20 protein-coding genes are annotated in these 20,531 nt (G+C 63.6%); 16 read left to right on the plus strand and 4 right to left on the minus strand.

All coding sequences use genetic code 11. The features are described from left to right. Nucleotides 1–2 precede the first annotated feature (2 nt). Together X268_RS23665 and X268_RS23670 are read right to left on the minus strand one after the other, a co-directional pair. A complete protein-coding gene (locus X268_RS23665; RefSeq protein ID WP_128927154.1) occupies nucleotides 3–1,769 on the minus strand; it encodes an SDR family oxidoreductase in 1,767 nt (588 codons plus the stop codon). A 61-nt stretch (nucleotides 1,770–1,830) separates the two neighbouring features. Further along, the gene (locus X268_RS23670; RefSeq protein ID WP_128927155.1) at nucleotides 1,831–2,031 is read right to left on the minus strand and encodes a hypothetical protein; all 201 of its coding nucleotides are present in this window, start codon (nucleotides 2,029–2,031) and stop codon (nucleotides 1,831–1,833) included. Between the two features lie 279 nt (nucleotides 2,032–2,310). On the opposite strand from X268_RS23670, the gene X268_RS23675 reads away from it, so the two are divergent. Further along, a complete protein-coding gene (locus X268_RS23675) occupies nucleotides 2,311–3,117 on the plus strand; it encodes a Crp/Fnr family transcriptional regulator (protein WP_245477623.1) in 807 nt (268 codons plus the stop codon). On the opposite strand, the gene X268_RS23680 is transcribed toward X268_RS23675, so the two are convergent. Beyond that, nucleotides 3,092–4,021, minus strand: a complete 930-nt coding sequence (locus tag X268_RS23680; protein ID WP_245477625.1) for a hypothetical protein — start codon at nucleotides 4,019–4,021, stop codon at nucleotides 3,092–3,094. The two genes, X268_RS23675 and X268_RS23680, sit on opposite strands and share 26 nt — an antisense overlap. 14 nt (nucleotides 4,022–4,035) lie before the next feature. Next, complete coding sequence (locus X268_RS23685; protein WP_128927156.1) at nucleotides 4,036–4,323, minus strand: bifunctional DNA primase/polymerase; 288 nt, start codon at nucleotides 4,321–4,323, stop codon at nucleotides 4,036–4,038. Between the two features lie 327 nt (nucleotides 4,324–4,650). On the opposite strand from X268_RS23685, the gene X268_RS23690 reads away from it, so the two are divergent. The 15 genes from X268_RS23690 to X268_RS23760 all read left to right on the plus strand — a co-directional run bounded on the left by X268_RS23690 (nucleotide 4,651) and on the right by X268_RS23760 (nucleotide 20,375). Next, nucleotides 4,651–5,751, plus strand: coding sequence for an inositol-3-phosphate synthase (locus tag X268_RS23690; protein WP_128927157.1), 1,101 nt, complete (start codon nucleotides 4,651–4,653; stop codon nucleotides 5,749–5,751). Further along, the gene (locus X268_RS23695) at nucleotides 5,751–6,347 is read left to right on the plus strand and encodes a histidine phosphatase family protein (RefSeq protein ID WP_128927158.1); all 597 of its coding nucleotides are present in this window, start codon (nucleotides 5,751–5,753) and stop codon (nucleotides 6,345–6,347) included. Before X268_RS23690 ends, X268_RS23695 begins: the two co-directional genes overlap by 1 nt. Beyond that, nucleotides 6,344–7,450: a CgeB family protein gene (locus tag X268_RS23700; RefSeq protein WP_128927159.1), complete on the plus strand. Its 1,107-nt coding sequence runs from the start codon at nucleotides 6,344–6,346 to the stop codon at nucleotides 7,448–7,450. Before X268_RS23695 ends, X268_RS23700 begins: the two co-directional genes overlap by 4 nt. A 2-nt stretch (nucleotides 7,451–7,452) precedes the next feature. After that, a complete protein-coding gene (locus tag X268_RS23705; RefSeq protein WP_128927160.1) occupies nucleotides 7,453–8,274 on the plus strand; it encodes a sugar phosphate nucleotidyltransferase in 822 nt (273 codons plus the stop codon). Further along, nucleotides 8,271–9,035 carry a TIGR04290 family methyltransferase gene (locus X268_RS23710; protein WP_128927161.1) on the plus strand — a complete coding sequence of 255 codons (765 nt, stop codon included), beginning with the start codon at nucleotides 8,271–8,273 and terminating at the stop codon, nucleotides 9,033–9,035. Before X268_RS23705 ends, X268_RS23710 begins: the two co-directional genes overlap by 4 nt. After that, nucleotides 9,035–9,988, plus strand: coding sequence for a glycoside hydrolase 5 family protein (locus X268_RS23715; RefSeq protein WP_128927162.1), 954 nt, complete (start codon nucleotides 9,035–9,037; stop codon nucleotides 9,986–9,988). The genes X268_RS23710 and X268_RS23715 overlap by 1 nt, the downstream gene beginning before the upstream one ends. Continuing rightward, complete coding sequence (locus tag X268_RS23720; protein WP_128927163.1) at nucleotides 9,976–11,181, plus strand: phosphopentomutase; 1,206 nt, start codon at nucleotides 9,976–9,978, stop codon at nucleotides 11,179–11,181. Before X268_RS23715 ends, X268_RS23720 begins: the two co-directional genes overlap by 13 nt. Before the next feature lie 213 nt (nucleotides 11,182–11,394). Beyond that, the gene (locus tag X268_RS23725) at nucleotides 11,395–12,507 is read left to right on the plus strand and encodes an NAD-dependent epimerase/dehydratase family protein (protein ID WP_128927164.1); all 1,113 of its coding nucleotides are present in this window, start codon (nucleotides 11,395–11,397) and stop codon (nucleotides 12,505–12,507) included. Next, nucleotides 12,504–13,571, plus strand: a complete 1,068-nt coding sequence (locus X268_RS23730; protein ID WP_128927165.1) for an NAD-dependent epimerase/dehydratase family protein — start codon at nucleotides 12,504–12,506, stop codon at nucleotides 13,569–13,571. Before X268_RS23725 ends, X268_RS23730 begins: the two co-directional genes overlap by 4 nt. After that, nucleotides 13,568–14,854, plus strand: coding sequence for a TIGR04295 family B12-binding domain-containing radical SAM protein (locus X268_RS23735; protein WP_128927166.1), 1,287 nt, complete (start codon nucleotides 13,568–13,570; stop codon nucleotides 14,852–14,854). Before X268_RS23730 ends, X268_RS23735 begins: the two co-directional genes overlap by 4 nt. Further along, nucleotides 14,851–15,963 carry a glycosyltransferase family 4 protein gene (locus X268_RS23740; RefSeq protein ID WP_128927167.1) on the plus strand — a complete coding sequence of 371 codons (1,113 nt, stop codon included), beginning with the start codon at nucleotides 14,851–14,853 and terminating at the stop codon, nucleotides 15,961–15,963. The genes X268_RS23735 and X268_RS23740 overlap by 4 nt, the downstream gene beginning before the upstream one ends. Beyond that, nucleotides 15,960–17,090: a CgeB family protein gene (locus tag X268_RS23745; RefSeq protein ID WP_128927168.1), complete on the plus strand. Its 1,131-nt coding sequence runs from the start codon at nucleotides 15,960–15,962 to the stop codon at nucleotides 17,088–17,090. The genes X268_RS23740 and X268_RS23745 overlap by 4 nt, the downstream gene beginning before the upstream one ends. Beyond that, on the plus strand, nucleotides 17,087–18,175 hold the full coding sequence (locus X268_RS23750; protein WP_128927169.1) for a CgeB family protein: 1,089 nt from the start codon (nucleotides 17,087–17,089) through the stop codon (nucleotides 18,173–18,175). Before X268_RS23745 ends, X268_RS23750 begins: the two co-directional genes overlap by 4 nt. After that, nucleotides 18,172–19,311, plus strand: coding sequence for a CgeB family protein (locus X268_RS23755; RefSeq protein ID WP_128927170.1), 1,140 nt, complete (start codon nucleotides 18,172–18,174; stop codon nucleotides 19,309–19,311). Before X268_RS23750 ends, X268_RS23755 begins: the two co-directional genes overlap by 4 nt. After that, a complete protein-coding gene (locus X268_RS23760; RefSeq protein WP_128927171.1) occupies nucleotides 19,308–20,375 on the plus strand; it encodes a UDP-glucuronic acid decarboxylase family protein in 1,068 nt (355 codons plus the stop codon). The genes X268_RS23755 and X268_RS23760 overlap by 4 nt, the downstream gene beginning before the upstream one ends. Nucleotides 20,376–20,531 lie beyond the last annotated feature (156 nt).

Below are 20,531 nucleotides of genomic sequence, written 5' to 3' on the forward strand. Positions count from 1 at the left end.
CTCTATGCCCGGCGCCGTCCTGTCCCGATCCGCCGGCGTGGACGGGCGATTGCCGAGGCCGCGAAAGCAGCGCACGCAGCTAATCCAACGACAGCGAGCCCGTTGCTGATAATCCCAGCCGGCGGAAGCTGCTTCCGTGCCAGCCAGCCTCCGTCAACCGACGTGCCTGGCGGGGACGCCTCGATCATACTTCCCTCGCTGATGGGTGCGCGTCGGGCGCGTGACAGCAGGAACCGGAACGCGCCACCCAGCAGATCCTCGGTGAGTCTCGGCGCGACCGCATAGGCCATTTGGCCGGCGCGTGCGGGCCATCCGACCGCCACTTCATCGCGCGGCGCGCGAACCAGATTCACAAAGGTCTGGGCGACGTCTTCCGATTGGTACAACAGCGGACCCGGATCGAGCCGCTTGCCGGACATGTTGGCACCGTGGAGGAAGCCCGGCGTATCCACTATCGCCGGGAACACGCCGCAAACATGAATATTGGGGTGCGCACCAAGCTCCTGGCGCAGGCTCGCCGTGAAGCCGCGCAGGCCGAACTTGCTCGCGGTGTAGGCGGCAGCAAACGGTGTCGGCGCCCACCCTCCGAGCGAGATGTTGTTGATGAGCACGCCTCGCTTCTGGCGCAAAAAGATCGGAAGTACTGCGTAAGCGCCGTGCATGGTTCCGAGCAAATTGACCTCGATGGTCCGGCGATGCAGCCCAAGATCTGCGTCCTGATAAGCGCCGAACACGCCGGTGCCTGCATTGTTGATCCAGACGTCGATCCCCCCGAATGCATCTTCCGTCTGCTTGGCCAGCCGCCGCACCGCCTCGGCATCGGTGACATCGGTCGGGACCGCCACGGCATGCCCCCCCAGTGCCTCACACTCCGCAGCGAGGCCACTCAGGATTTCGCCGCGCCGTGCGGCGAGAGCCACGCTTGCGCCTTCCCGCGCAAACGCCAGCGCCGCGGCGCGGCCAATGCCGCTGGATGCCCCCGTTACGACAACGCGCGTACCGGCCATCGGTCGGGACATCGAGTGCGATACGGGCGTGGGAAGCAGCCATCGCAGCGAGCGACGGAGCCGATCGGTTGCTCCGGTTTCGAACCAGTCGCCATGGGCAAAAATGGCCCGCTCCGGCGCAAGACCGACGAGCCGCTCTGCCGCGGCCTCCACCGAACGGCCGCCAAGACGCAACAGCAGCCGTAAATAGACCGGTGCTTTGCCGTCGGGCTTGGCGATGCCAAGCAGGCTTGCGGCCATCTGATTTGATGGAGGAAGATGATTGGTCTCCAGGTTCTGCACGAGATCGGTCAGGATCAATGTGCGACTACGCTTATCGAATATCTCCACCTCGGAGAACATCGGCGCATTCACGGAGATGATCTCGAGCTCCCTCGACCATTCTGCCGGGGTCGCGCCGCCAAGCTCGCGGTCAATGCGAAGGCCAGCCTCTCGCACCTGCTTGCGCGTTGAGAGCCCTCGGGCCGCGAAGGTCAGCGCTTGTGGCGAATGTTTTTGCCACTCAGGCAGAAACATCCAGTGCGCGACGTTCGGTGCGAGCAGATATCTGATTGACCCGAACCGCTCCAGCTCATTGTGCAGAACAGGCGAGTATCGCACCGGCGAGTGCAGGATGAGGTCGCCATTCGACAGCCGGATCACCGTCATGCGGAGAGGCAGACGCAAGCCCGCGGCGCTGATCGGCGCATCGTCCGCGATCAAAATGTCGTCCGTCACCCTCGTGAGGGTGACATGCGATGAGACGGCGTCAGGTGTGTGCATGAGCATCTTCCGGTGCGAACCTTGCTCAAGTCCCTGGAGGTGGCCCTCGTTCCTCGCACGGCTACCGTCGCACGGCCGAGGCTTCGGAAAGTGCCCTGGAACCGGCTTGCCTGAGGTCGTCAAGAGACGTCTGTCCTCTCGTCGCCGCTTCGAGCAGCCTCGAGGCCACGTGAGTCCTGGCACCGATCTCGCGACGCGAGACGCTTTCGCACACTTCCTCGAGGACGGCGCGCAGAAGCGCCGTCGTATCGGTGTCGAACATGGGTCGCCTCCAGCGGAATGACCTCACACTAGAGCATCGGCGACGGCGAGAAATTCAACATTGTTAATAACCGAACGGCTGATTGGTCGAAATTGTCCGGACTGGATGCTTCGGGCTCTTCAGACACGTCGCAGCGCAAACGATGCCCTTCCGACGTCGTCCTATCGCCGGGAACATCGAGAACCGGCGGACGCCGACGTGCATCCGTGCTCATATCCTCGAGCCTCAGATCGTATCACAGGTTATTGCCTGACGTTTCTCATATGGGTCAGAGTTGAGATGGGCAGGGCGATCGGACAAGAAATGCAGACTGGATTTGCTTTTTCCAAACTCGCGGATCATCTGGCGAGCCTCGCCGACGTGACCGCCGACGACCTCGATCTGCTGGCGGATATGCCGAGCACGATTGCACATTTCAGTTCACACCAGGCGATCCTGCGCCACGGCGACGAGAGCCATCAATGCTGCCTGTTGCTCCAGGGGTACCTGTCCTGGCAGGACGCCCTGGGAGCAGATGGGCAGATCACGTCGATCTCGGTCCCCGGCGACATCGCCGCCCTCCAGACACTCTACCGACCTTGCGTCAACGGCAATCTCATTGCGCTCGGCCCCGCCGTGATCGCACTTGTGCCGCACCGCTTCTTTCGCGAGATTTCTGCGCGCTCGCCCACGATCGCGCGTACTCTGCTGCTGATGCTACTTCGAGACCACGCCATACAGCGCAACTGGACGGTAAACCTCGGCAGCCGTGACGCCCTGACGCGGGTGGCGCACCTGCTCTGCGAGATCACGACGCGCCTGCAAAATGTCGGCCTCGCCAAAGATTTCAGATTGTCTTCACCGTTCAACCAATCCGACCTCGCCGCGGCCTGCAGCATCTCCCCCGTCCACGCCAACCGCACCATCCAGGAACTGCGGCGCGCCAATCTCCTGCAATGGCAAAGCAAGACCCTGGTGATTTCCGACTGGCCCGGATTGGTCCGGCTTGCCGGCTTTGATCCTGCCTATCTTGGTCTTCGACCACGTAACCAAGGCAGGCGCCCAAGGGAATTGGAGACGGCTAAGGACGCCGTCGCGCTGGCCTGATGCTTTGCCTGGTCTTCGAGCGCTGTTCCAAGGCTTCCCGCACCTCCAGGATGACGGCATCCCAATCGCCGATCGTCGTCTGATGGAACAGCCGCAGGCTCGGATACCACAGCGAACGGCATCCGGACGAAGGCCATCGCCAATCGCAGTCGGCGTGCAGCAGCACCCAGGCCTCGCATCCGAGACCGCCCGCGAGGTGTGCGACCATGGTGTCGACGCAGATGACGAGATCGAGCTGGCGGAGAAGATGGCCAAGCGTGGCGATATCGGGGGTACTGATGTCGCGAACGCCAGCTTGCGTGAGCTCTTCAGTCGCAGCCTCTCTCTGGAGAGAAAAAAGCGCGACGCCAGGAACGGCGAGACGGCGCAAGGAGACGGGTGGAACAGCGCGACGCTTGTCCCATTGGCCAACCTCCCAGACCAAGCCGACGGCCAGACAATCGTCATCGACCGGGACACGAGCACTCGTCGGTGGGAGCTTCAAATAGGGCACGCGCTCGATCTGCTCTCGCCCGACCTTAAGCGCGTGCGGCACTTCCATAATCTCGATATCCACCTCGAAGTCCGCTTCGGGCGTGCCCTCGTGGATCGCTAACGCGCGATCGACACCGGCTGTGCACTCCATCAGCGGCAACAACGCAGGCTGACACCATACGGTCACGCTGCGCGCCAGACTGCGAAGAGGCTGCATGAATCGCAGGAACTGGATCGTGTCGCCGAGCCCATGATAGCAACGCACGAGCACGTGCTTGTCCGCGAGAGGCTCGCCGCGCCCGATGCGCTGGAGATGTCGCGGCCCGGTGTGCTTGGGGGGAAGCGGCAGCATTGCGAGATCGCGGTCGTTGATGGCCCAGGCGCGCGCGAAATCGCCGGTCCGCATCGCCTCCACCCAGTCGCTTGCCACGCCCCGAGATCCGGCTAGCGACGGACAAATTTATGGAAGCGGCTCAGCTTGCCGTCCTTGGTCCGGTCCTGGTGCAGGAAGGCGATGCCGGCTTCGTCGAACTTGTCGAAGAATTCATCCCAGCCGATGCGATCCAGCCCGTCATCCGGCGGATCGAAATCGATGCGCAGGATGCCGGCATGGCCGTCCTCTTCGGTCGCCTTGACCGTCGCCGGCTGTCCGCCGCGCTCATCCACCCATCTGCGGATCGCTGCGTGATCGGTGGTCTGCTGGGCTTCGCCGTTCTGGGCTTTGGACGTCATGTGGTACCTCGCTTGTTGGCAGGCCTGGCAACGCTACGGCATCGTGTCGACTGTCTGCGGTGAAACGCGGGCCGGCAAGTTTTGTTCTTCGCGGCACGTGGCTCATGCGGGGCGACCAGCATCATCTTCTTCATCTTCATCCAAGATGATCTTCGTTCCCTTCATGCAGCGGCGGATTCTATCCCAGGTTAAGCCCGCTTCATTTTTTTGCCCAGAATCGATCCGTGCGCGCGCACAGCGGCATCAGCACAGGAACGAACATACCTTCCGACACGTTCGCCGACCTACTTACGTTGACGCCATGCGCTTTCCCGGAGGTTTTCGTCCATGCATTCCCGTCTTCAGGACAGGCGCCGCGTGCGCGTCGGCATCATCGGTGTCGGCAACTGCGCAAGCTCCTTCGTGCAGGGGCTGACCTACTACCGGAACGCCAAGTCGAACGAGCCCGTGCCCGGCCTGATGAACGTCGATCTCGGCGGATACCACATCAGCGATATCCAGATCGCATCCGCCTTCGACGTCAATGCCAGCAAGGTTGGCCGCGATGTCGCCGAGGCCATTTTTGAAAGGCCGAACAACACGCATCGCTTCGCCGACGTCGACCGGTCCGGCGTGATCGTCCAGCGCGGCCCGGTCTTGGACGGCATCGGGCGCTACCTCGAAGATGACGTCCCGATTGCTGACGTCCCGGAGGCCGATGTTTCGGAGGTCCTGGCGAGGTCACGCACCGACGTGCTGGTGTCCTACCTGCCGGTCGGCTCGCAACGCGCAAGCGAATGGTACGCCGCCCGCGCCATCGAAGCCGGATGCGGCTACGTCAACTGCATCCCGGTTTTCATCGCCTCCGATCCGGAGTGGCGCCGGCGGTTCGAGAGTGCCGGCCTTCCGATCATCGGCGACGACATCAAGAGCCAGGTTGGCGCCACCATCCTGCACCGCGTGCTTGCCAATCTGTTTCGCGATCGCGGCGTTCGGCTCGACCGGACCTATCAGCTCAATGTGGGCGGCAATACCGATTTCAAGAACATGCTAGAGCGAGAGCGGCTGACCTCGAAGAAGATCTCCAAGACCCAGGCCGTCACCAGCCAGTTCGACGTCCCTATCGATCCTGACAACATCCATGTCGGACCGAGCGATCACGTGCCCTGGCTCACTGACCGCAAGCTCGCCTTCATCCGGCTGGAAGGGACGACGTTCGGCGGCGTTCCCCTGAGCGCCGAGGTCAAGCTCGAGGTGTGGGACTCCCCGAACTCGGCGGGCGTGGTGATCGACGCGGTCCGTTGTGCCAAGCTTGCCATGGACCGGGGCCGAGGCGGCGCCCTGACCGGCCCCTCCAGCTATTTCATGAAGTCGCCGCCGCAGCAGTTCACGGACGAGGAGGCCGGGCGGCGAACGCGCGCCTTCATCGACGACAAGGCGTACAGCTGATGGCCGAAATCATCCATCTTGTCCGCCATGGCCGTCACGCCCTGCTCGGCCGCACGCTGTGCGGCCGGATGGACGGCGTCACCCTCGATGAGGTCGGCTGCAGCCAGATGGCACGCTGTGCGACCAACCTCAGTCCGCGACCATCCTTGATCCAGTCGAGCCCGCAGCGGCGCTGCATGCAATCGGCCTCTATCCTGGCGGCGCATTTCCGACTGCCGATCGAGATCGCTCCTGCCGTCGACGAGCTCGACTATGGCGAATGGACCGGCAGGGCCTTCGAAGAGCTCTGTCAGGACCCGCAATGGTCGCGCTGGAACAAGCGGCGCGGCAGCGCGCGGCCTCCGGGCGGCGAGAGCATGCGGTCGCTTCAGAACCGTGTCGTCAACCATCTGGAGCAGCTGCGCAATGACCCTATTGCGGGCACCGTGATCGTCGTCAGTCATGCCGAGCCGATCCGTGCGGCCCTGCTGCATTACGCCCGCATACGTCTTGATGACTTTCTTTCGATCGAGATCGATCCTTCCAGCGTCAGCACTCTCAGCACGTACCGAAGCGGGCTCAGGATCACCGGAATCAATCAGCAGGTGCCGGCGTGAAGATCGTCATTTTCGGCCTGACTATCTCCTCCTCCTGGGGCAACGGCCACGCGACCCTGTGGCGCGGTCTCTGCAAACATTTGACGCGCCTCGGGCATACTGTGGTCTTCTACGAGCGCGACGTGCCCTATTACGCTGGAAGCCGCGACTTCAACGAATTGCCGGGCGGTCAGCTGCGGCTGTTTTCGAATTGGGGCGAGACCCGCTCCCTGGCCCGCAGCGACATCGGGGATGCGGATGTCGCGATTGTGACGTCCTACTGTCCCGACGCGATTGCGGCGACCGACCTGATCATGTCCGAGGGACGAGCCGTTCCCGTCTTCTACGATCTGGATACGCCGATCACGCTCGCGCGGCTCATGGCGGGTGAAACCGTTTCCTATATCGGCCAGCAAGGCCTAAAGGATTTCGCGCTCGTCCTCAGCTTCACGGGCGGACCGCGCGTGGCCCATGAGTTCCGCGAGCGGCTCGGCGCGCGCGACATCCGCCCCCTCTACGGCCATGTGGATAGCGATATTCACCGCCCGGTGCCGCCCGAACCGCACTACCGTGCGGATCTGTCTTACCTCGGCACCTACTCCGACGACCGGCAGCGTGGCCTTGAAGCGCTGTTCGTCGAACCCGCGCGGACGCGACAAGATCTGCGCTTCCTGATCGGCGGGGCGCAATATCCCGACGACTTTCCATGGTCGCCCAACATCTATTTCGTGCGGCATCTGCCGCCATCGGAGCATGCGCCTTTCTTCGCCTCCTCGCGCTTGACCCTCAACGTCACGCGCAAGGCCATGGCAGAGATGGGCTGGTGCCCCTCCGGCCGTCTGTTCGAGGCAGCGGCCTGCGGCGTTCCGCTGCTGAGCGACCACTGGCCAGGCATCGAGGAGTTCTTCACGCCCAACAAGGAGATCCTGATTGCCCGTGACGCGCAGGACGCCTTGGCCGCGCTCGCGATGCCAAGCCCGGAGCTGCAATCCATCGCCCAGTGCGCCTATGAGCGCACGATGGATCAGCACACCTCCGACAAGCGCGCGCGTGAGCTGGTGTCCCTCTTGGAGCAGGCGGCATCCAGCGGGGCAAATCGGCAGCAGCAATCCGAGGAGGCCTGAGCATGTGGGGCATCGTTCCGGCCGCGGGCCACGGCAGCCGCATCCAGCCACTGGCTTTCTCCAAGGAGCTACTGCCTGTCGGCAGCCGGCGCGACGACGGCACGGAGCGTCCCTGCGCGGTCTCCGAATATCTGCTGGAGCGTCTGATCCTCGGCGGCGCGGACAAGATCTGCTTCGTGATCTCGTCCGGCAAATCCGACATTCTGGAATATTTCGGCGATCACTATGGCAGCGCCCAGCTCGCCTATGTCGTCCAGCCCGACGCATCCGGCCTGTGCGATGCCGTCTTCAGGGCAGGCACCGTGGTCGGCCATGACGAGGACGTCGTCGTCGGCCTGCCTGACACCGTCTGGTTTCCAAAGGCCGCGCTACAGGCCCTGCCCGATGCCGAACTCTCCTTCCTGCTCTTCCCGGTCGAGCGCCCGGAATTTTTCGATGCCGTCGTTCTCGATGGCGATAATGTGCGTGAGATCCAGGTCAAGCAGCCGGATCCGGCATCACGGTGGATCTGGGGTGCATTCAGGATGTCGGCCACCGGCTTTCGCCAATTGCACGCACTCTGGATCGACCGGGACAAGCAAGACGAATATTTCGGCACGTTGGTCAATGCCTATCTCCAGGCGGGTGGCACCGGCATCGGGATCAAGGCAGGTGAGTCCTATGTCGATGTGGGAACCGTCGATGGCTATCGCACCGCGATGGCTCTTCTCGCGGAGAGCAGCGGCGCCGACGCCCGGTCGAGATTGCGGGCCGGAGGCTCGACCGATGGAGCCCGATCGATCGCCGCAACGAACAATGGAGCAACGGATGGAGCAACGGCATGACGGGAGCGCTGCTCACGCGCGAGGAAATTCGCAGGCGCGTTGACGCGCTCGGTCCGTGGTTTCACAATCTCGACCTCAACGGCGTGCCGACCGCGCCAAGCCATTTCCTTGGCGATTATCCCAATGTGAAATGGCGCCGCTTCTCCGGAATCATTCCGGACCGCCTCGAAGGCAAAACGGTACTCGACATCGGCTGCAACGCGGGGTTCTATGCCATGGAGATGAAGCGGCGAGGTGCCGAGCGCGTGCTCGGGCTCGATACCGACGAAGAATACCTCGCACAGGCGCGCTTCGCCGCCGAAGTGAACGGCCTCAGGATCGAATTCCGCCGGATGTCGGCCTATGATGTCGGACAGCTCCGCGAGAAATTCGATCTCGTGATCTTCATGGGCGTGCTCTATCACCTGCGTCATCCGCTGCTGGCGCTGGATCTCATCCACGAGCACGTCGCCAAGGACCTCCTGCTGTTTCAATCGATGCAGCGCGGCGACAGCCGTATCGACGCGATCGACAAGAATTACGATTTCTGGACCACCGACCAGTTCGATTCCAGCGGCTACCCCAAGCTCCACTTCATCGAGCACAGATATGCCGACGACCCCACCAATTGGTGGGTGCCGAACCGTGCCTGTGTCGAGGCCATGCTGCGCAGCGCTGGCTATGCCATCACTGCGCATCCGGAAGAAGAAGTCTATCTCTGCAAGCGGACGGAGCGGCCACAAGCCGACGGCCCGGTCTATCCATCCCGGAGCACAAGCTGATGATCGAGGCTGCCAAGATCTGGAACGAGCCGAACAACAAATCGCATTGGGATCTTCAGATCGACCCGGATTGGGTCATGTTCGCGGATCTCGCCATCGCCGCTGGCAAGGCGATCCGCGGCGCACGGTCGGCGCTGCCCATCGTGCTCGGCGGCATCTCGCCGATCGATCCGTCCTTCATGCGCAAGATGCAGAGCCGCGGCGTGCTCGACAATTTCGACGCCGTCGCCGTGCACGGCTTCCCGCTCGACTGGAACCTGTGGCAGATCGGCGAGTGGCCGGCCAAGATCGACGAGATCAAGGCGGTCACAACGCTTCCCGTCTGGGTGACGGAGGTCGGCGTCTCCTCGTTCGGTGCCGAAGAGGTGCAAGCCTGGGGCCTGTCGCGCACCGCCGAGCTCCTGATCGGACGCGCACCGCGCATCCATTGGTACAGCCTCTACGATCTGCCATCCGCCTGGGAAGCAACGACACGGCACAAGGAAGCCGAAGGCTCCTCCTACTACCGGCATTTTCACATGGGCCTGCTGCGCGAGGACGGCACACCGAAGGCGGCCGCCGATCTGTTCGGCGCATATGCGCCGGCCATGGGTCTCTGCCAGTGGTTCCATTTCGAGGACCATCGGCTCCAAGACGCGGTGCAGTGGTTGCGTCGCCTCGGCGTGACCCATCTCAGGACAGGGCTGTCGTGGGCCGACAGCTTCCGCCCCAATGCGCTCGCCTGGTTCGATCGCCAGATGGATGCGCTGGCGGAATTTGAGGTGACAGTGACATTCTGCTTCACGCCCGAGCATCGAGGCATCGCACCGCATCACACCAGCCCCCCACTTGAGGTCAATGAATTCGCCGATTTTTGCGCATCGATGATCGATCGATACTGCACCAAGACGGGCTTTTCGCCTTTCTCAGCGCCAACTGATCCTCGCATCAGAGAGCCAACATGCGTGCCCTGATCCTCGTGATGGACTCCGTCGGCATCGGCGGCGCGCCCGATGCCCCACGCTACGGCGACGACGGCGCCGACACCATCGGTCACATTGCGGATGCTTGCACGGCTGGCCGCGCCGACAGCAACGCCCGCGAGGGGCCGCTCCGGCTTCCCAATCTCGTCGCGCTGGGCCTCGGCGAAGCCTGCCACCTCGCCACCGGGCGCGTGCCGCCGGGACTGGAGGGCCAAGCGTGGTACCGGCAATTCGGATCCGCCAGCGAGATCTCGAAAGGCAAGGATACGCCTTCAGGTCATTGGGAGATCGCCGGGGTCCCCGTCCCGTTCGACTGGGGCTACTTCCCTCGAACGACGCCGTGCTTTCCTGCGGATCTGACAAAGGCCTTCTGCGAGCAGGCCGAATTACCCGGCATCCTCGGAGATTGCCACGCCTCCGGCACGGAGATCCTTGCCGCGTTCGGGGAGCGTCACATGCAAACGGGGATGCCGATCTGCTACACGTCCGCCGATAGCGTGTTCCAGATTGCGGCACACGAAGAGACTTTTGGCCTCGAACGCCTCTACGACATCTGCACGATTGCAAGGCGCCTGATCGACCCCCTCAACATCGGCCGCGTCATCGCCCGGCCCTTCGTCGGAACGCGCCCGAACGAATTCAGGCGAACCGCCCACAGGCGCGATTTTTCGGTGCCGCCGCCTGGAATCACCATCCTCGATCTTGCCGCAAGCGCCGATCGTGACATCGCGACCATCGGCAAGATCGACGACATCTTCGCCCATCGCGCGACCGGGCGAAACCTGCGCGGCAACGGCAACATGGCGCTGTTCGATGCCACGCTCGCGGGGCTTGCACGGCTTGCGGACGGAGGGGTGCTGTTCGCCAACTTCATCGATTTCGACACGCTCTATGGCCATCGCCGCAACGTCGCGGGCTATGCCGCGGCACTCGAAGCCTTCGATGATCGCCTTCCCGAGCTATTGTCCCGCCTGCGCAGCGACGACCTTCTGATCATCACCGCCGATCACGGTTGTGATCCGACGTGGCCAGGCACCGATCACACCCGCGAGCAGGTGCCGATCCTGAGCTGGACGACGCAAGCAACCGCGCAGATCGGCCGTCGCGACGGCTTTGCCGATATCGGCGCGACCGTGGCCAAGCATCTGGAGCTGCCCGCTCTCCTGCACGGCGCGCACTTCTAGTAGCCGCAGCTAGTCGGTCGATTCACCTGGGTTATTGATCCAGGTTAGAGAAATATTCGTTTGTACAATTTCGAGGAACGAACATTCCTTGCATCGCTTCTAACTCCAAACGTGACCAGCGCGCGGGTCGTCCGACCAGTCAGCAAAGTGCGCTTCACCAGACATCATCGACCGATCCCAACGGACCGGTCTTGCGGTTGTACGGAGCGGTGCATGACGCGGGTATTGATCACGGGGGGTGCGGGCTTCATCGGCTCCCATGCGGCGGACGTCTTGCTTGCCGCCGGCTACGAAGTGCGCCTTCTCGACAATCTCTCGCCGCAGGTCCACGGCGGCAACCGTCAGCGCCCGTCTTATCTCGCCGGCGACGCAGAACTCATCGTCGGTGACGTCACCGACGGTGGTGCCGTCGAGCGCGCCCTGCGCGGCGCCGATATGGTCCTGCATCTCGCGTCCGCTGTCGGCGTCGGCCAGAGCATGTACGACATCGAGCCCTATGTCCGCACGAACGAGCTCGGCACCGCCGTCCTCCTCCAGGCGGTGTCGAAGCGGCCGGTCGAGCGGCTGGTCGTCGCCTCCTCCATGAGCATCTACGGCGAAGGCCTCTGTCGCAGGCCGGATCAAAGCGTCGTTACCTGCGACGAGCGATCGATCGAGCAGCTCCGTCGAGGAGAGTGGGAGTTGCGCGATACGGCTGGCCGTCCGCTCGATCCCGTGCCGACGCCGGAGACAAAGCTGCCGTCGCTGAGCTCGGTCTATGCATTGAACAAATTCGCACAGGAGCGCATGTGCCTGATCACGGGCAAGGCTTACGGCATCCCGACCGTGGCACTGCGCTTTTTCAACGTGTTCGGCCCCCGCCAGGCCCTGTCCAATCCCTATACCGGCGTGCTCGCCATTTTCGCGGCGCGGCTTCTCAACGGCCGGCCGCCGCTCGTGTACGAGGACGGCGAGCAACGTCGCGACTTCGTTCATGTGCATGACGTCGCCCGTGCCTGCCGCATCGCGCTGGAAGCGGAGCATGCGCAGGATGTCTTCAACGTCGGCTCGGGCCAAAGCCGCACCATCCTGTCGGTCGCGGAGGATCTCGCCGAAGTCATGGGACGCAGCGATATCGCGCCCGAGATCACCCGGAAATACCGCGCCGGCGACATCCGGCACTGTTTCGCGGATATCGGCAAATCGCGCGATCTGCTCGGCTTCGAGCCGCACGTAATCTTCAAGGACGGCCTCGAGGAGCTCGCGGACTATCTCGCAGACCAGATCGCCGACGACCAGGCCGAGCGGGCGACCCAGGAACTGCTAAAGCGAGGATTGGTCGCGTGACGAACGAGCGAGACAACAGGCCCGTCCTGATCACCGGCGGCTGCGGCTTCATCGGCTGCAATCTTGCCGACCGGCTGGCGGAACGCGGCGAGCACGTCCTGGTGCTGGACAATCTGGCCCGCGCCGGCGTGCGCGAGAACGCGCATTGGCTGAAATCGAGACATGGCGACCTCGTCACCATCACGGTATCCGACATTCGCGAACCGATCCCGGTGATCGATGCCGTGCGGGAGGCCCGCGCGGTGCTGCATCTGGCAGCCCAGGTCGCCGTCACCGACAGCGTGAGCGATCCAGCCACGGATTTCGAGATCAATGCACGCGGCACCCTGAACGTGCTCGAAGCGGTTCGGCTGCACAACAGCCGCGCGCCGGTGGTGTTCGCGTCCACCAACAAGGTCTATGGCCGCCTGATCGAGGACAGCGAGATCGTGCTCGCGGGCCGCCGTTACATGCCCGCGAGCGCCATGCTGGCGGACGGCATCTCCGAGAATGCGCCGCTCGACTTCTACAGTCCCTATGGCTGCTCGAAGGGGACCGCGGACCAATACGTCCACGACTACGCGCGGGTCTACGGACTGCAGACCGTGGTGATGCGCATGAGCTGCATCTACGGGCCGCGGCAGTTCGGCACCGAGGACCAGGGCTGGATCGCACATTTCCTGCTGAGCGCGATCCGCGGCAAGCCGCTGACGATCTACGGTGACGGCCATCAGGTTCGCGACGCCTTGCACGTGTCGGATGCAGTGACGGCCTGGCTCGCGGTGCTCGACCGGATCGCGCTCGCGCGCGGGCGCGTGTTCAATCTCGGCGGCGGTCCGGCGAATGCGGTCAGCCTTCGCGAGCTCATCGATCACATTGCCGAACTGACGGGCCGCGAGATCGCTTACGGCTTTGCCGATTGGCGTCCGGGCGATCAGCCCTGGTACGTCACCGACACCCGGGCGCTGTCGACCGCACTTGGCTGGACACCGCAGGTTTCGGTGGCCGAGGGCCTTCACTCGCTTCACGCATGGCTGGACAGCCGCTTCGGAGCAAATCACGGCAGCCGCGAGGCCCTGGCATGACGCGCGTCGCCCTGATCAATCCGGATTGGGATTTTGGCGGCAGCATCTATTTCGGCTGCCGCTCCCCCCACCTTCCGCTCGAGCTCGGGATCTCCGAGCACTATTTGAAAGCGGCCGGGCACCGGACGCTGCTGCTCGATGCGCACATGTTCGATCTGTCGCTAGGAGATATCGAGGCCGAGTTACGCACGTTCAAGCCCGACCTGATCGTGATCACGACGGCGCCGACCTATCTGTTCTGGCGCTGCGCGCCGCCGGAGCTGCGCGTTCCGCAGGAGCTTGCCCTGGCGGTACGCGATCTCGCACCGGTCCTGGTCGCCGTCGGGCCGCACGGCTCGACGACGCCGCGAGCGGCACTGAGAAAGCTCGGCGTCGACATCATCGTGATGGGCGAGTGCGAAGCATCCTTGCTGCGCCTGGCAAACGGAGAGCGCGATTTTCCCGGCCTGTGCTTTGCAGACGATGCCTCGATCCGCGTCAATGGTGGTCCGCAGGCGGTCGAATTCAGGGATCAGCCTGCGCTTGTCTGGCCGGACGAAATGATCCAGCGGCATCATCACCATCATCACCGGTTCGAGGCCAAACCTGTCGGACCCGGAGCGGAGGTCGAGGCGTCGCGGGGCTGTCCGTATAACTGCACCTTCTGCGCCAAGGAGAATTTCCGCAACGCCTACCGCAAACGGCCGCCCGCGATCATTCTCGACGAGATCGATCGCCTGCGTGGGCAAGGAGTCGAGTATATCTATTTCATCGACGAGATTTTCCTTCCGAACCCCGAGCTTCTGGAAGGGCTGAGCGCGCGCGGACTCAAGTTCGGCGTGCAGACCCGTATCGATCTCTGGAAGCCCGATATGCTCGCTTTGCTCGGCCGCGCCGGCTGCGTGTCGATCGAGGCCGGAATCGAGAGTCTCACCGTTGAGGGACGCGCCGCGCTCGCCAAGAACTGCAAGATGACCACCGACCAGCTCGCCGACCGGCTGGTCGAGGCCCGCCGGCACGTCCCGTTCGTGCAGGCCAATCTGATCGAGGTGCCTGAGGACGACGATCCCATCGTGCAACGCTGGCGCCGCAAGATGCAGGATGCCGGCATCTGGGCCAATGATCCGGTGCCGCTCTACCCCTATCCCGGCTCGCCGGACTACCGAAAGCTGTGGGGCGAGGCGGACGATTTCGCCTGGGAGCGCGCGCACCTGCACTATCTCGGAATGTTCGAGCGGTTCAGCGACGTGCAGAACGACCGGCCAATCCCGCTCGACGCCCTCGAACATCCGGTGGCACCATGAGCCGAGGAGCGGACGTCAAAATACTGATGACGACCGACACTGTCGGCGGCGTGTGGACTTTTTCCTGCGACCTCGCCGCAAGCCTTGCCGCCGCCGGCGCCGACGTCACTTTGGCGACGATGGGCCCACCTGCGCGCCCCGACCCGAGCGAGGCGCTGCGCGACTCCGGGATCAGGCTGGTCGAAACCGACCTCGCCTTGGAGTGGCAGGATCCGGAGGGGCGCGACTTTCCTAAGGCCGAACGTGTCCTCGCCGGCCTCGAAGCGAGGCTCAGGCCCGACATCGTCCACCTCAATAGCTTTCGGGAGGCGACCCTGCCGTGGCGTGCGCCGACGGTTCTCGTGGCGCATTCGTGCGTCAACTCATGGGCGCTGGCTTGTCGGGATACGGCCTGGCTCGGCGAGCCCCGCTGGACGCGATACACCGAACGCGTGGCCGCCGCGCTCAACAGCACGCAGACCTGGGTCTGCCGGAGCCGATCGTTCCACGATGAGATCGTGGAGATCTATCACCCCCGCTCACCCGGAGCCGTGATCTGGAATGGAATTGCTGCCGGGGGCCTTCCAAGCCGAAAGGAGGACCTTATCTTCGCGGCGGGACGGCTCTGGGACCGTGCCAAGAACATCGAAATCTTGGCGGCCGCCGCACCGGGACTGGATTGGCCGGTCCAAGTCGCCGGACCCACTGACGCAGATTCATCCGTGGGCGTCACCTGGCTTGGACAATTGCCGCACAATGTCCTGCGTGGCCATCTTCAGCATGCGGCGATCTTCGTCAGCCCCGCTCTGTACGAGCCGTTCGGCCTCTCCGTCCTGGAAGCGGCTGCCGCCGGCTGCGCGCTCGTGCTCTCGGACATCCCGACTTTCCGGGAATTGTGGAGCGGAGCCGCGCGGTTCTTTGATCCCGACCACAGCGAGGCCTTGCACGGACTCCTCGCCGAGCTCTGTGACGATGCCCCCGGAAGGGCACGCCTGCAACGCGCCGCCTATGAACAGTCCTTGAGCTACTCGCTGGTGCGCACGACCAGCGCCTATCTCAAGCTCTACGAAGAGCTGCTCGCCTCGTGTCACGTCCGATCGGGATCCAGCCAGCTCGAGGTGCGCGCATGAAATGCGTCCTGTTCTACCACGCATTCACCTCCTGCTGGAACAATGGGAACGCGCATTTCCTGCGCGGCTATGCCCGCGAGCTGCATGCGCTCGGCCACGAGGTCGTCGTGTTCGAGCCGGTCGATGGCTGGAGCCGGCTGAATGCCATCCGAGAGAGCGGCAGTCAGGCGCTGCAGACGATTGGTCAGCTTTTTCCCGGCGTCTCAATTCGCCGCTACGATGCTTCGCTCGATCTCGACGAGGCACTGGATGGCGCCGATCTCGTCATCGTGCACGAATGGAATTCACCTGATGTGATAGAGAAGATCGGCGCCAAGCGCACACAGGGCGCTCCTTTCACTTTGTTGTTTCACGACACTCATCACCGGGCGATCACTGCGCCGGACGAGCTTGCGCAGTTCGACCTCGATGCGTTCGACGGCGTACTCGCCTTCGGTGAGGTGCTTCGCCAGATCTACATGAAGCTCGGCTGGGCGGATCGTGCCTATACTTGGCACGAGGCCGCCGATACCGCCATGTATCACCCGCTGCCACATGTCCAGCGTACCGACGATCTGGTCTGGATCGGCAATTGGGGCGATGGCGAACGCAGCGCCGAGCTCAATGAGTTTCTGATCGAACCCGTTGCCGATCTGGGTTTGCGCGCGAGCGTGTATGGCGTTCGCTACTCCGACGTCGCTCTCCAGACCATCCGGGCCGCAGGCATCCGCCATGGCGGCTGGCTGCCGGCACACTGGGCGCCGGTCGCGTTCGCCGGAGCGCGCGCGACCGTGCACGTACCTCGCGGCCCTTATGTGCGGTCGCTTCCGGGCATTCCCACCATCCGTGTGTTCGAGGCGCTCGCCTGCGGCATTCCCCTGATCTCGGCTCCCTGGTCCGACGCAGAAAGCCTGTTTCCGGAAGGCGCTTATCTCCAGGTCGCCGACGGCGCGGAGATGAAGCGTGCGCTCCGTGCCGTGCTCGATGATCGCGAGCTGTCTGCCGCCATGGTGGCCACAGGGCTGCAAACGATCCGGGAGCGCCATACCTGCCGGCATCGCGCTCAACAGCTTGTGACCATCGTGGACGGCATTCGTGCCTCTGAGACGTCGTCTCGGCCTTTGCGCTACGTCGGAGCCTCCGCATGAAGATTTGCTTCTTCGGATCCAGCCTCGTCTCGTCCTACTGGAACGGCGCCGCCACCTATTATCGCGGCATGCTCAAGCAGATTGCGGCACTCGGGAATGACATCACCTTCTTCGAGCCGGACGCGTTCGAGCGGCAAGCCCATCGCGACATTGCGGATCCCGACTGGGCGAAGGTCATCGTCTATCCCGCAACGGCCGATGGCTGGCGCAGCTCGCTCGATACAGCGGCGCGATCGGCTGACATGCTGATCAAGGCGAGCGGCGTCGGCGTCTTCGACCAGGAGTTGGAGATCGCGCTGGCGGCCCTGCCATCCAGAACCATGCGGATCTACTGGGATGTCGATGCCCCCGCCACGCTGGAAGCCATGGCAAGCGATCCCGAGCATCATCTGCGCCGCGCCGTTTCTTCCTACGATATGGTCCTGACCTATGGCGGCGGCAACGGCGTCGTATCGGCCTATCGCGCCATGGGCGCGCGGGATTGCGTACCGATCTACAACGCCCTCGACCCCGAGACGCATTTTCCGTCCCCGACCAAACCGGAGTTCGCCTGCGATCTCAGCCTGCTGGCCAATCGCCTGCCTGATCGCGAGAAGCGCGTTGAACACTTCTTCCTCGAGGTCGCGCGTGAGCTGCCGGACAAATCGTTCGTTCTCGGCGGTTCCGGCTGGGAGACCAAGGACACGGCGAGGAACATCCGCAAAATCGGGCATGTCGGCACCGGTGAGCACAACGCATTCTTCGGCTCCGGCCTTGCGACCCTCAACGTCAATCGCGACAGCATGGCCCGCTACGGCTTCTCGCCGCCGACGCGGGGATTCGAGGCGATCGGCGCCGGCGCCTGCCTGATCACCGATCAATGGGACGGCATCGACCATTTCCTCGAGCCGGATCGCGAGGTGCTGGTGGCCGCGAGCGGAGCCGAGGTGGCCAGTCATCTGGGCGCTCTCAGCTCTGATCGCGCCGGCGCGATCGCGAGCCGTGCCCGCGCACGCATTCTCAGCCACCACACCTATCGACACCGTGCCCGCCAGTTCAACGATCTTTTTGTCGGAAGCAGCTCGCGCATCGAGGCAGCAGAATGAAACTGAGCATTGTCGTCGTCGGTCTTTCGGTCACATCGTCCTGGGGCAATGGTCATGCCACGACCTATCGCGCTCTGATCGAGGCCCTCGCGCGACGAGGCCACCGCGTCACGTTCCTTGAACGCGACGTCGCCTGGTATCGCGAGCATCGCGATCTGACCAAGCCGTCCTCGTGGACTGTCGAGCTCTATCAGTCACCGAGGGACGTGCCCCGCCGATTCGGCAAGCTGATCCGAGATGCAGACCTCGTCATCATCGGCTCTTATGTGCCCGACGGTGTCGCCATCTCCGAATGGATCACAAGCCAGGCGCGGGGAATCACCGCCTTCTACGACATCGACACGCCGGTGACGCTGGCGAGACTCGACCAGGGCCTCGACTATCTTGCGCCGACGATGATACCCCGTTTCGACCTCTATCTTTCATTTTCCGGCGGACCCGTACCGGTCATGATCGAACAGCGCTACGGCAGCCCGATGGCCCGGGTTCTCTATTGCAGTGCCGATACCGACTCCTACAAACCACAACGGGCGCATACGAGATGGGCGCTCGGTTATCTCGGGACCTATAGCGAGGATCGGCAGCCCATCCTCGAGCAATTGCTGCTGTCTCCAGCGCGTACGCTGCCGTCGGTGCAGTTTGCGGTCGCGGGAGCGCAATACCCCCCTGATATTGCGTGGCCGGCCAATGTCACGCGGGTCGAGCATCTCGCGCCGAAGCAGCACCCGCAGTTCTACGCGGAACAGCGGTTCGCGCTGAACGCCACCCGCGCCGACATGCGTGCGCTGGGCTTTTCGCCGAGCGTCCGGCTGTTCGAAGCGGCCGCCTGCGGCACGCCCGTGATCTCAGATCGATGGTCGGGCATCGAAACCATCTTCGAGCCGTCGCGGGAAATCCTTCTGGCCTCAACCCCGCGCGACGTCATCGAGATCCTGCGCGACATGCCCGAGGAGCGTCGGCGCGCCATCGCGGAGAGCGCACGCCGGCGCGTTCTCGCCGATCACACCGCCGATCACCGAGCCCGCCAGCTGGAGGGTTACTACGCCGAAGCAACCGCGCGCCATCGGCGCAAATCCGCGCGTCTTCTCCGCGGCCGTCCGGTTCAGGTCGCTGAACTCCAAGAGAGCTTGCCATGACACTTCAGTCCCGCGTCCCCACCCTCCGTCGTTCGCCGACCGTGCTCATCACCGGCGGCGCCGGGTTCATCGGCTCTCATCTCTGCGATTCGCTCCTGCAGCGCGGCAACACCGTCATATGCCTCGACAATCTCTTCACCGGCAGGATCGACAACATCAGACCGCTCCTCAACCATCCGAGCTTCCGCTTCATCGAGCATGACGTGCGGGATGAGATCGAGATTGACGGGGAAATCGACCGCATCTACAGCCTCGCCTGCCCAGCGTCGCCCCGGCATTACCAGAAGGATCCGGTCGGCACGATGAAGACATGCGTGCTCGGCACGATCAATATGCTCGAGCTCGCACGCCGGAAGGGTGCTCGCGTCCTGCAAGCCTCCACAAGTGAGGTTTACGGCGACCCGGAGGTACATCCGCAGCCGGAAGCCTATCTCGGCAACGTCAACCCGATCGGTCCACGCGCCTGCTATGACGAGGGCAAGCGCGCCGCAGAGACGCTCATGTTCGACTACCACCGCACGCACCGGACCGAGATCAAGGTCGCGCGCATCTTCAACACTTATGGTCCGCGCATGCTGGAGAACGACGGCCGTGTCGTCTCCAACTTCATCGTGCAAGCCCTACGCGGAGAGCCGATCACGATCTATGGCGGCGGCACGCAAACGAGAAGCTTCTGCTTCGTCGACGATCTCGTGAGGGGCCTCCAGTTGCTGATGGAAAGCCCCTCATCGGTGACCGGTCCCTGCAACCTCGGCAACCCGCACGAGGTTGCGATCGAAGCAATCGCCCGAGAGGTCTTGACTTATACGGAGTCAACCTCCTCGCTCCGCTTCGAGGCGCTGCCGAAGGACGATCCGAAGCGTCGCAAGCCGGTCATCGACACCGCCGCGCGACTGCTCGGATGGCGCCCGCGCGTAGCGCTGAAGGATGGTCTCCAAGCCACGATCGCCTATTTCGCGTTGCGCATAGCAGGTGAGTCGCCGACGCTCGTGCCGGCCATTGCCTCACGCCAGGCGGGGCATACGATAGGAAGCCGGCTGAAAGTCACTGATCCGAGCAGATGACATCGTCTCGACCGCGCAAGGTGAGATGCAGCCACGGGATCGATCTCCACGATCGGACCGTCGTGAGCCTGCTGCTTTTTTGCAAGATACCAATGTCCATCTGTCGGATTTCTGCTGGTAGGTAGCAGAGAGAGACAAAAATGGTTCTACCGCAGC

Source organism: Bradyrhizobium guangxiense (assembly GCF_004114915.1).
In the GTDB taxonomy this organism is placed as follows: domain Bacteria; phylum Pseudomonadota; class Alphaproteobacteria; order Rhizobiales; family Xanthobacteraceae; genus Bradyrhizobium; species Bradyrhizobium guangxiense.